The organism is Bradyrhizobium viridifuturi (assembly GCF_001238275.1).
Lineage (GTDB): Bacteria > Pseudomonadota > Alphaproteobacteria > Rhizobiales > Xanthobacteraceae > Bradyrhizobium > Bradyrhizobium viridifuturi.
Window position 1 is genome coordinate 53929 of sequence record NZ_LGTB01000049.1, and the last position, 9715, is coordinate 63643.

The window sequence follows — 9715 nt, forward strand, 5'->3', positions numbered from 1 at the left end:
ACGCCTGCGCTTACGAGAAGAACGCGATCTTCTCGGCCTGAGTCATGCGGCGGATCGGCGCGAGCGGATCGTTGGCCGCGACGTTCGGTTTTTTCAAAAGGCCGCTGGCGATGATGGTGGAGCCGAGCGAGACCTCTGCCGCAGGAGCCGGCGCAGCCGCAACGGTCGGCGGGAGAGGCGGTGGCACCGCCGCCGGAGCCGCTGCAACCGCCGCTTCCACCACCAGTGCTGGCTCGAGCTTGTCCTCGACCTTCGGCTCGGGCTCCGGTGCAGGCTCGGGCTGAATGGCCGGTGCAACCATTTCGGGCTCTGGCTCGGCGGCCATCGCTTCGGCGACACGCAGCTCCTCGGCGGCGCGCATTTCCTCGGCGATCGCCTCTTCGTCGACCGGATCGGGTGCGCCCATTTCCATCGCGATCAGGTCGAGCACCGCTTCGTCATGGGCGTCGGCGGCCGCCTCGTCGGTGACGCGGGCGAGTTCGGCGGCCTCGGCTTCGGCCAGTGCGGCTTCAGCCTTGAGCCAGGCTTCGCTCGGCTGCGGTATTGCCACCGTGGCAGCCTCGGCGGGCGGCGTTGCAGCGGGCATCGCGGCTTCGGCGGCCGGCGCTGCAGCGGCTTCCTGAGGCGGTGTCGACGGCGCGGGCGGCGACGTCGCAACGGGGATCGCGCTCTCTGCGGCGCTTTCGGCTGACGGCGGCGATGAAGCAGTGGCCGCTGCCGGTTCCGCAACCGGTGCTTCGGCCATGACCGGCTTGGTCGCAGGCATTGCCGCCTTGTCCGGATCGAACTCGCTGAGCCGGCGGGCGAGCCCCGCGAAGGCAGCGTCCAGCACGGCCTTGGCGTCGTCCATCGAAACCTGTGACGCGCCGGCCTCGATCGCACCGGCCTGCGAATCGATGATGTCGCAGATCCGCCCATCATTGCCGATCTCGCGCAGCCGCCAGGAGATCTCCCGGATCACCCGCACGCCCTTGCGCACCGGCGCAAGATTCTGTTCGAAGCTGACGCCGTCGAGCGCTGTGATGGCGGAGGCCTGGGCGGCCTCGATCGCGCCGCGCAGCGCGGCCAGCGCTTGCGCCAATTGCTCGTCCCTGACGGCAGCTTGGGCAGCCTGCCGCTGCGCGCTGAGGCTGTCCTCGATCCGCGCCACGGCATCGAGCACCATGCGGGTGTCGGCGTTGCGGTTGCGCTTGGCATATTCGCCGAGGAACCAGCGGCCCCGCGAGGTCTCCATGAAGGCCGCGCTGATCGCGGCATAGTCCTCCTCGCTCGGCAGGGCCGCGCGGGCGGATATCGGCGACAGGGCGAATGCTTCTTCGGCCATCACAATCTCTTCGCGCAAATCACAGCGCGTTACGCTAACGATCACCACGATATCGCGCGAATCGCAATTGAATTGATGTCTTCCGAATCACAAATCCCCATTGCAGCAAAGGTTGCATCGCGGCGATTCGCGCGAAGGCTCGCGGCATTCTACGCCACGCTGTTCGGCATGACCGGGGTCCATCTGCCGTTCTTCACCGTGTGGCTGAAGGCGATCGGGATCGACGCCACCTGGATCGGCATCATCACCGCGGTGCCGCCGGTGACGCGCTTCACCGTGCTGCCGCTGGTCACAGCAGCCGCGGAACGGCGCCAGATGCTGCGCGGCGCCATCATCGCCACGGGAATAGCCACCGCGTTCGGTTTTGCCGTGATCGGCACCCAGCACCAGCCGTTCGTGCTGCTCGCGGTCTATGCGCTGACCTGCTGCGTCTGGACGCCGATGGTGCCGCTCACCGACGCCTACGCGCTGCGCGGCGTCAGGCAGTTCGGCCTCAGCTATGGACCGCTGCGGCTCTGGGGCTCGGCCGCCTTCGCGGTCTGCGCGCTGATCAGCGGGTTCCTGCTGCGCTATGTCGCGGAGGTCGACCTGATCTGGATCATCACGGCCGTGACTGTGCTCGGCGCGCTGGTCGGGTTGACCTTGCGGCCGCTGGGCCGCCCGGTCGCCGCAGTCACGCACGCGGCCGGTTCGCCGCGGCTCCTGCGCAATCCCACTTTCCTCGCCATCATCGTGGCCTCGGCGCTGATCCAGGGCAGCCACGGCGCCTACTACATCTTCGCCTCGATTGCCTGGCAGCAGGCCGGCTTCAGCGGCCTGACCATCGCGGTGCTCTGGGTGCTCGGCGTAATCGCCGAGATCGTGCTGTTCGCTGCCTCGCCACGCCTCACGCTGCCATCGGCGGTGCTGGTGATGATCGCGGCCGCCAGCGCCGTCGCGCGCTGGGCGATCACCGCGCAGGACCCGCCGCTTGCGGTGCTGGCCGTGGTCCAGCTCGGACATGGCTTAAGCTTCGGTCTGACCCAGGTCGGCATCATGGGGCTGATGGTGCATCACGTGCCGGTTCATGTGATGGCGCGCGCGCAGGGCTATCTCACCGCCTGCGGCGGCATCGTCGCCAGCACCACGGCGATCATCAGCGGCATGGTCTATGCGCGCTTCGGGCTCGGCGTCTACGACATGATGGCCGCGATGGCGGCGGCAGGCGGGCTCGTGATGTGGCTGGCGCGTCGTCGCCTAACCCATCATCATCCCCACAGCGCCGCGTCGGGCGGATAGACCAGGCTGCCCTCGTAGCGCAGGCCATTGTCGCGGTCCTTCGCCAGCAGCAGCGGACCGTCGAGATCGACGAAGCGCGCGGCTTGCGCGATCAGCATCGCCGGCGCCATCGACAGCGAGGTTGCGACCATGCAGCCGATCATGATCTCGAAGCCGAGCGCGCGGGCGGCGTCCGCCATGGCAAGCGCCTCGGTCAGCCCGCCGGTCTTGTCGAGCTTGATGTTGACCGCGTCATAGCGGCCGCGCAGGCCCGCGAGCGAGGCGCGGTCATGCACGCTCTCGTCGGCGCACACCGCAACCGGGCGCTTGATCCGCGCCAGCGCCTCGTCCTTGCCCGCCGGCAGCGGCTGCTCGATCAGCGTGACGCCGGCATCGGCGCAGGCTTTGAGGTTGGCGGCAAGGTTGTCCTCGGTCCAGGCTTCATTGGCATCGACGATCAGTTCGGAGCGCGGTGCCGCCTTGCGCACGGCGGCGATCCGCGCGCCATCGCCGTCGCCGCCGAGCTTGATCTTGAGCAGCGCGCGATGCGCGGCCTTCGCGGTGGCCTCCGCCATCACTTCGGGTATCCCGAGCGAGATCGTGTAGGCGGTGGTGCGGGGTTCCGGTGCGGGCTGGCCGAGCAGGTTCCAGATCCGCTGACCGGCGCGTTTGGCCTCGAGGTCCGCCAGGGCGCAGTCCAGCGCATTGCGGGCGGCCCCGGCCGGCATCCGCCCCTGCAAGGCCGCGCGATCCATGCCGCCGGCGAGCGGCTCCTGCATCGCCTGGATGGCCTCCAGGGTTGCCTCCGGCGTTTCGCCGTAGCGTGGGTAGGGCACGCATTCGCCGCGGCCGGTGAGGCCGCCCTGGCTGACCTCCGCAACCACGACGACGGCCTCGGTTTTGGCGCCGCGGCTGATCGTAAACGAGCCTGCGATCGGCCAGCGCTCGATCCGAGCATTCAAGGAAATGGTCCGGGACGGGCTGGAAGTCATTTTAAAGTCTACTATTTCCTGAACCGTAGCTTGCGACGCGCAACCAACTATGGCTGGTTAGTGACAGATTCGACAAGCCGATCCGGGATCGCCGGAGATCTGCGTGAGCGGCGGCCAGCCGGCTTGAGGGGTGGGCAAAAGGTGAGCGGCGACCCGACACTGGAGCGGATAGCCCAAGGCGAAGGACTGGCGTTGTGCGCGGCGGGCAACTGGACCGCCCGCTTTGCGCCGGCGCTCGAGCGGATCGTCTCCGACGCCGAGAAGCTGCGTGGCAGCCGTCCCCACATCTTCATCGACGTGTCGCAGGTCGCGAGCCTCGACACCTTCGGCGCCTGGCTGATCGAGCGGCTGCGCCGCAGCCTGAGCGATGCCAGCGCCGAAGCCGAGATCGCGGGCCTCTCGGCCAACTATTCCAGCCTGGTCGACGAGGTCCGCCGCGTCGGCCCCGCGCCCAAGGCGGCGCGCGAACCGCTGCTGATATCGGGCATGCTCGAGCAGATCGGGCGCACCGTGGCCGGGATCGGCGGCACCATCATCGGGCTGGTCGACATGCTCGGCGCGGTGCTGGCGGCGGCCGCCAAGGTGCTGATCCATCCGCGCAGCTTCCGCTTCACCTCGACGGTGCATCACCTCGAGCAGGTCTGCCTGCGCGCGGTGCCGATCGTGGTGCTGATCACCTTCCTGATCGGCTGCATCATCTCGCAGCAGGGCATCTTCCACTTCCGCAGGTTCGGCGCCGACATCTTCGTGGTCGACATGCTCGGCGTGCTGGTGCTGCGCGAGATCGGCGTGCTCTTGGTCGCGATCATGGTCGCGGGCCGCTCCGGCTCGGCCTATACCGCCGAGCTCGGCTCGATGAAGATGCGCGAGGAGATCGACGCGCTGCGCACCATGGGCTTCGATCCGATCGAGGTCCTGATCCTGCCGCGTATGCTGGCGCTGGTATTGGCGCTGCCGATCCTGGCCTTCCTCGGCGCGATGGCCGCGCTCTATGGCGGCGGCCTGGTGGCCTGGCTCTATGGCGGCGTCGATCCGGAGGCATTCCTGCTCCGCCTTCGTGATGCCATATCGATCGACCATTTCATCGTCGGCATGGTCAAGGCGCCGGTCATGGCGGCGGTGATCGGCATCGTCGCCTGCGTCGAGGGGCTGGCGGTGCAGGGCTCCGCGGAATCGCTCGGTCAGCACACCACCGCCTCGGTGGTGAAAGGGATCTTCTTCGTGATCGTGATGGACGGCGTGTTCGCGATCTTCTTCGCCTCGATCGGGATGTGATCATGGCGGAAGAAGACAACGACGCCATCATCCGGGTTCGCGACATCACCGTGCAATTCGGCGAGACGCGCGTGCTCGACGGCCTCAACCTCGACGTCAAGCGCGGCGAGATCCTGGGCTTCGTCGGGCCGTCGGGCGCCGGCAAGTCGGTGCTGACCCGCACCATCATCGGGCTCGTGCCGAAGGTCTCCGGCAGCATCGAAGTGTTCGGCGTCGATCTCGATGCCGCGAGCTCGTCGCAGCGCCGCGCCGTCGAGCGGCGCTGGGGCATCCTGTTCCAGCAGGGCGCGCTGTTCTCCTCGCTGACGGTGCGCCAGAACATCCAGTTTCCGGCGCGCGAATACCTGCGCGTCTCGCAGCGGCTGCTCGACGAGATCATGGTCGCGAAGCTGGTGATGGTCGGCCTCAAGCCCGAGGTCGCCGATCGCTATCCGTCGGAGCTGTCCGGCGGCATGATCAAGCGCGTCGCGCTGGCGCGCGCACTCGCGCTCGATCCGGAGCTCGTGTTTCTCGACGAGCCGACGTCGGGCCTCGATCCGATCGCGCCGGCGATTTCGACGAACTGGTGCGCACCTTGCAGCGCACTTTGGGGCTGACCGTTTTCATGGTAACCCACGATCTCGACAGTCTTTACACCGCGTGCGACCGTATCGCCGTTTTAGGGAACGGTAAGATCATTGCTGCAGGATCGATCGCCGACATGAAGGCATCGCAGCATCCCTGGCTGCAGCAATATTTCAACGGCAAGCGCGCCCGAGCCGTTGTGGCCTAGCCCATGATCCCGCAACGAGGAGACCGGTTTTCGGACGAGATCATGCGCCAACAGGAAATTCGACGGGTTCGTGCGGACTGGCTGCGCGAGAGCCCAAGAGTGAATAACGCGAGCAATTGATGGAAACGCGGGCGAACTACGTCTTGATCGGGGCTTTTACGCTGGCGGTGATCGCCGCAGCGTTCGGCTTCGTGCTGTGGTTCCAGAGCCTGCACACCACCAAGCAGCGCAGCCCGTTGCGGGTGATCTTCGAGGGGCCGGCGTCGGGCCTGCGCAATGGCGGCAATGTCAATTTCAACGGTATCCGAATAGGGGAAGTGGTTTCGGTGAAGCTCGATAACCCGCGGCGCGTGGTCGCGCTGGCGATGATCGAGAACAACGCACCGCTCCGCAAGGACACCCTGGTCGGCCTCGAATTCCAGGGGCTGACCGGCGTCGCCGCGATCTCGCTGAAGGGCGGCGAGGAGGCCGCCCCGCCGGTGCCGCTCGATGAGGACGGCATCCCGGTTCTGACCGCCGACCCCAACGCATTGCAGGACGTCACCGAAGCGATCCGGGCCACCCTGCAGAACGTCAACCGCATCGTCGCCGACAATCAGCAGTCGGTGAAGAATTCGCTGAAGAACCTCGAGGTCTTCACCGAGGCGCTGGCGCGCAATTCCGAGAAGATCGACAACGTCATGGTCAAGGTCGACGGCGTGATGGCCAAGGCCGATAATCTGATGCTGGGCCTCAATGCAATCGCCGGCGGCAACAACGGCAGCGAGCTGAACCAGATGGTGAAGTCGATCCGCGAGCTCGCCGACAATGTCGACAAGCGCTCCAATCTCTTGATCAACGACGGCCGCCGCACGCTCGCCGACATCAGCCGCGCCGTGAACAATTTCGACCGCAATCCGAGCCGGGTGATCTTCGGCGGCAGCAACAACGCCGCACCCGAGCCCGCGCCGGCTCCGGCCGCCGCAGCGCCTGGGCCGCGGCGCCGGCAGTAGGCTGCGCCGCCTGCTCGGTTTCGACGACCCTCGCACTTCTATTGTGGCGCGGCCTGAGTTGGCTCCAGTGCTTCAGGAGCGAAGCGGCGATAGCGGGGATCCGCGTCCGGGTGCTCCGAGCGGATCGTCAAACTGCGAATGTGGTGGGGATTGGATGTGGCACTGACGAGGCCCGGCGTGCCCGACCATTTGCTGGACGCATTGTGGGGCTCATCGGAGGCAGGCCTGACCGGCGCCGTTTGAACGACATGCGCATCGGGTGCGGGCTTGGCGCCTTCCGTTATTTTGACGGTCCGGATCTTGGACGGCTGGATCTGATCCGCCGTCGCAACCGCGGCGAACCCGATTGTCTGCAGCACCGTCAGAGCAACGACGGAGTACCAGCCTGCGAGCAGCATCCGAGGCCTCTCAGCTCGTTCCCGCGCAATTTATCCCTGCATCGGTCAAAAGCAAAACGGAGGCATTGCTGCCTCCGTTTCCGGTTTCGCGATCGTCGGGCGCTTACCCCAGCCGTCCCGCGGCGTGCGCGAGCAGGGTGTAGACCAGCCCGGTCTCCGAGGTGAGGTGGCCAGCCAGCTCCTGCTGGCCGCGGCCTTCGCGGGCGACTTCGTCGAGCAGGCGCTCGAACTCCGCGATGTAGCGGTCGACCGTCTGCTTGAAGCCGCGGTCGGCGCGGTACTTGCGGGCCACTTCGTCGAACGCCTTCTGGCCGGCCGGCGTGTAGAGGCGCTTGGAGAACGCCTTGTTCTCGCCGCGCTGGTAGCGATCCCACATCTCGGCGGCCAGGGTGCGGTCCATCAGCCGGCCGATGTCGAGCGACAGCGACTCCAGCGGATTGGCGGCCGGCTGCTGCTGCGGACGCGGGCGCTGCTGGGCGTCGCGGCTGCGGGGCGGGCGGCGGTGCGTCGCTGCGGTTGAGCAGGTCGGACAGCCAGCCGTCGGCGTGTTGGGGCCGGCCGGGCTGACCGAGGGGGCCTCGGTGCGACGCGAGGCCGCCATGCCGAGATCGGGCGGCGGCAGCGTCGAGGCGCTGTTGCCGTTGTCACGGATGCTGTCCCGCATCCGCACGTCGGCACGGCCGCCGGCAGCAGCCATCACCGGCTCCTCGTGGCGCACGCTGGCGCGGGTGGTCGAAACCACGTCGAGCCCGCGGCCGTGATGAGCGACGATGCGGTTCAGCTCGGCGAGCGCCTCGATCTGGTCGACGATCACCTTGCGCATCTGCGCGGTGTTTTCGGCGGCCTCCTGCGGCATCTCGAGCACGCCGCGGCGCAGCTCGTTGCGGGTGGCCTCGAGCTCGCTGTGCATCTCGCTCGCCATCTGCTTCATCGCCGTGACCATCGCGGAGAACTTCTCCGTCGATTCCTTGAACATCGCGTCGGTCTCGGCGTTGCTCTGCTGGTAGAGCTCGTTCATGGCGTCGACGGTCTGCTGACGCTCGTTCTCGGCCGCCTGGCGCACCGCCTCGAACTGCCGGCTGATCGCAGCCGAACCCGCGCCTGCGGTCTCCGCCACCACGCGCGCGATGTCGCGGGCGCGTTCCTCGGCCGCGCCGAGCGATTCATCGAGCAGCCCGGTGAAGCGCGACAGCCGCTGGTCGAGATCAGTGGTGCGCAGGTCGATGGTGGTGACCAGCGCTTCGAGCGCCGACTTGCGCTCGCTGACGGAAGCCGTCGTCGAGCGATTGGCCTGCTCGACCACGCAGCCGCCTCGATCAGCGCCTTGCCATGGGTCTCGAACTGGCTCGACAGCGCGCCGAGATCTTCCAGCGCCTTGCCGGTCTTGCTGTTGAACACCGTGAGCTGGTCTTCCAGCGTCTGGGTCGCCACGCCGTTGCGCGAGGTGACGTCGTTCATGGCGGACACGAAGTCGGCCACGCGGGTCACCAGTGCGCGCTCCAGCGAGTTGAGGTTGTCGTGGGCGCCGGTCAACACCTCCTGCAGCAGGATGTTGCCCTCGCGCAGCCGCTCGAACAGCGCCACCGTATCGGTGCGCAGGATCTTGCTGGTCTCCTGCATCTCGGTGACGGCCGAGATCGAGACCTGGCGCGACTGGTCGATCGCCGCGCGCGAGGCCTGCTCGAGCTCCTTGAGCGACTTCGCCACCGCGCCGGTCGCCTGATCGCCGGCCGAGGTGATGTTGCGCGCGACATCGCCGCCATGCGCCGACATCGACTGCGAGAAGGCGAGGCCGCGGGTTTCGATCGCCTTCAGCGCGTCTGCCGTGGCGCGATCCATGTCGGCCGACAGTTGCGTGGTCTTGGCGGTCAACGCCTCGACCAGCGAGCCGCGGCGGCCGTCGACCATCTGCGACAGACGCTCGGCCTGCTGCTGCACATAGGTGACGATCTCGTCGGTCTTGCCGGTCATCGCCGAGCCGAACGCGCTGGTCGCGGACAGCACCGAACGCTCGATGTCGGCGGAGGTCGTCTTGACCTTGGTCGAGACCTCGTTGGACATGGTGATCAGTGCGGCCTGTGCGTTCTGCGCAGAGGTCTGGATGTTGTCGGTGGTCTTGGCCGTGACCGAGCCCAGCGCGCGCTCGATATCGGTCGAGAGCGTGCGGATCTGCGCGGCGGCATCGGCGGAGGTCGCCGCAAACGAGCTCTGGGCTTCGCGGGCGCTGCCCAGGATGGTCTGCGCGGTCTCGGCGCTGGCGGTGGTCAGCGAGCGCTCGATCTCGACGGAGATCGTGCGGATCTGGGCTGCAGCCTCGCTCGACGTTGTGACGAACGAGTTCTGGGCATCGCGGGCACTGCCGAGGATCGACTGGGCGGTGTTGGTGCCGACCGACGTCAGGGTGCGCTCGACATCGGCTGCCAGCGACTTGACGTGGTTGGCGGCATCGGTCGACGCGGTGACGAGGGTGTTCTGCGCCTCGCGAGCGCCGGCCGTCAGCACCTCGATGGTGCCGGAACCGGCCATCGACAGCGCGCGCTGGATGTCGGCGGCAAGCGACGACACCTTGCTCGCTGCGTCGGTCGACGCATTGACCAGCGTGCTCTGCGCTTCACGCGCGCCCGATGTGATCGATTCCGCGGTGGCGGAGCCGGCCATCGACAGCGAGCGCTCCATGTCGGCCGCGAGGGTGCGGACCAGATCGG

Annotated in this window: 6 protein-coding genes and 2 pseudogenes; 4 read left to right on the plus strand and 4 right to left on the minus strand. The window is 67.5% G+C overall.

Annotation, left to right across the window (positions count from 1 at the left end; all coding sequences use genetic code 11):
* Positions 1 to 10: 10 nt before the first annotated feature.
* Positions 11 to 1324, minus strand: a complete 1314-nt coding sequence (locus ALC15_RS34675; protein ID WP_063781910.1) for a hypothetical protein — start codon at positions 1322 to 1324, stop codon at positions 11 to 13.
* A 75-nt stretch (positions 1325 to 1399) separates the two neighbouring features.
* Between ALC15_RS34675 and ALC15_RS34680 the strand changes: the two genes are divergently transcribed.
* Positions 1400 to 2602 (plus strand): MFS transporter, encoded by a 1203-nt coding sequence (locus ALC15_RS34680; RefSeq protein WP_050631173.1) that lies wholly within the window; start codon positions 1400 to 1402, stop codon positions 2600 to 2602.
* On the opposite strand, the gene dgcA is transcribed toward ALC15_RS34680, so the two are convergent.
* On the minus strand, positions 2572 to 3573 hold the full coding sequence (gene dgcA / locus ALC15_RS34685; RefSeq protein WP_050631174.1) for an N-acetyl-D-Glu racemase DgcA: 1002 nt from the start codon (positions 3571 to 3573) through the stop codon (positions 2572 to 2574). The genes ALC15_RS34680 and dgcA overlap by 31 nt on opposite strands.
* Positions 3574 to 3714: 141 nt before the next feature.
* On the opposite strand from dgcA, the gene ALC15_RS34690 reads away from it, so the two are divergent.
* The 3 genes and pseudogenes from ALC15_RS34690 to ALC15_RS34700 all read left to right on the plus strand — a co-directional run bounded on the left by ALC15_RS34690 (position 3715) and on the right by ALC15_RS34700 (position 6612).
* A complete protein-coding gene (locus ALC15_RS34690; protein WP_050631175.1) occupies positions 3715 to 4848 on the plus strand; it encodes an MlaE family ABC transporter permease in 1134 nt (377 codons plus the stop codon).
* A 2-nt stretch (positions 4849 to 4850) separates the two neighbouring features.
* A pseudogene (locus ALC15_RS34695) lies at positions 4851 to 5620 on the plus strand (ABC transporter ATP-binding protein).
* 119 nt (positions 5621 to 5739) lie between these two features.
* Complete coding sequence (locus ALC15_RS34700; RefSeq protein WP_050631176.1) at positions 5740 to 6612, plus strand: MlaD family protein; 873 nt, start codon at positions 5740 to 5742, stop codon at positions 6610 to 6612.
* A 38-nt stretch (positions 6613 to 6650) separates the two neighbouring features.
* Here ALC15_RS34700 and ALC15_RS34705 read toward each other — a convergent pair whose 3' ends face one another.
* Both ALC15_RS34705 and ALC15_RS34710 read right to left on the minus strand, forming a co-directional pair.
* A complete protein-coding gene (locus ALC15_RS34705; protein WP_050631177.1) occupies positions 6651 to 7010 on the minus strand; it encodes a hypothetical protein in 360 nt (119 codons plus the stop codon).
* Between the two features lie 103 nt (positions 7011 to 7113).
* A pseudogene (locus ALC15_RS34710) lies at positions 7114 to 9715 on the minus strand (apolipoprotein A-IV repeat region-like domain-containing protein); the annotation flags it as partial.

What these genes read in the sequence shown, in the direction of transcription:
- ALC15_RS34675 (WP_063781910.1), bottom strand. Translation starts at nt 1,324, where the DNA reads ATGGCCGAAGAAGCATTCGCCCTGTCGCCGATATCCGCCCGCGCGGCC.
- ALC15_RS34680 (WP_050631173.1), top strand. Translation starts at nt 1,400, where the DNA reads ATGTCTTCCGAATCACAAATCCCCATTGCAGCAAAGGTTGCATCGCGG.
- dgcA (WP_050631174.1), bottom strand. Translation starts at nt 3,573, where the DNA reads ATGACTTCCAGCCCGTCCCGGACCATTTCCTTGAATGCTCGGATCGAG.
- ALC15_RS34700 (WP_050631176.1), top strand. Translation starts at nt 5,740, where the DNA reads ATGGAAACGCGGGCGAACTACGTCTTGATCGGGGCTTTTACGCTGGCG.
- ALC15_RS34705 (WP_050631177.1), bottom strand. Translation starts at nt 7,010, where the DNA reads ATGCTGCTCGCAGGCTGGTACTCCGTCGTTGCTCTGACGGTGCTGCAG.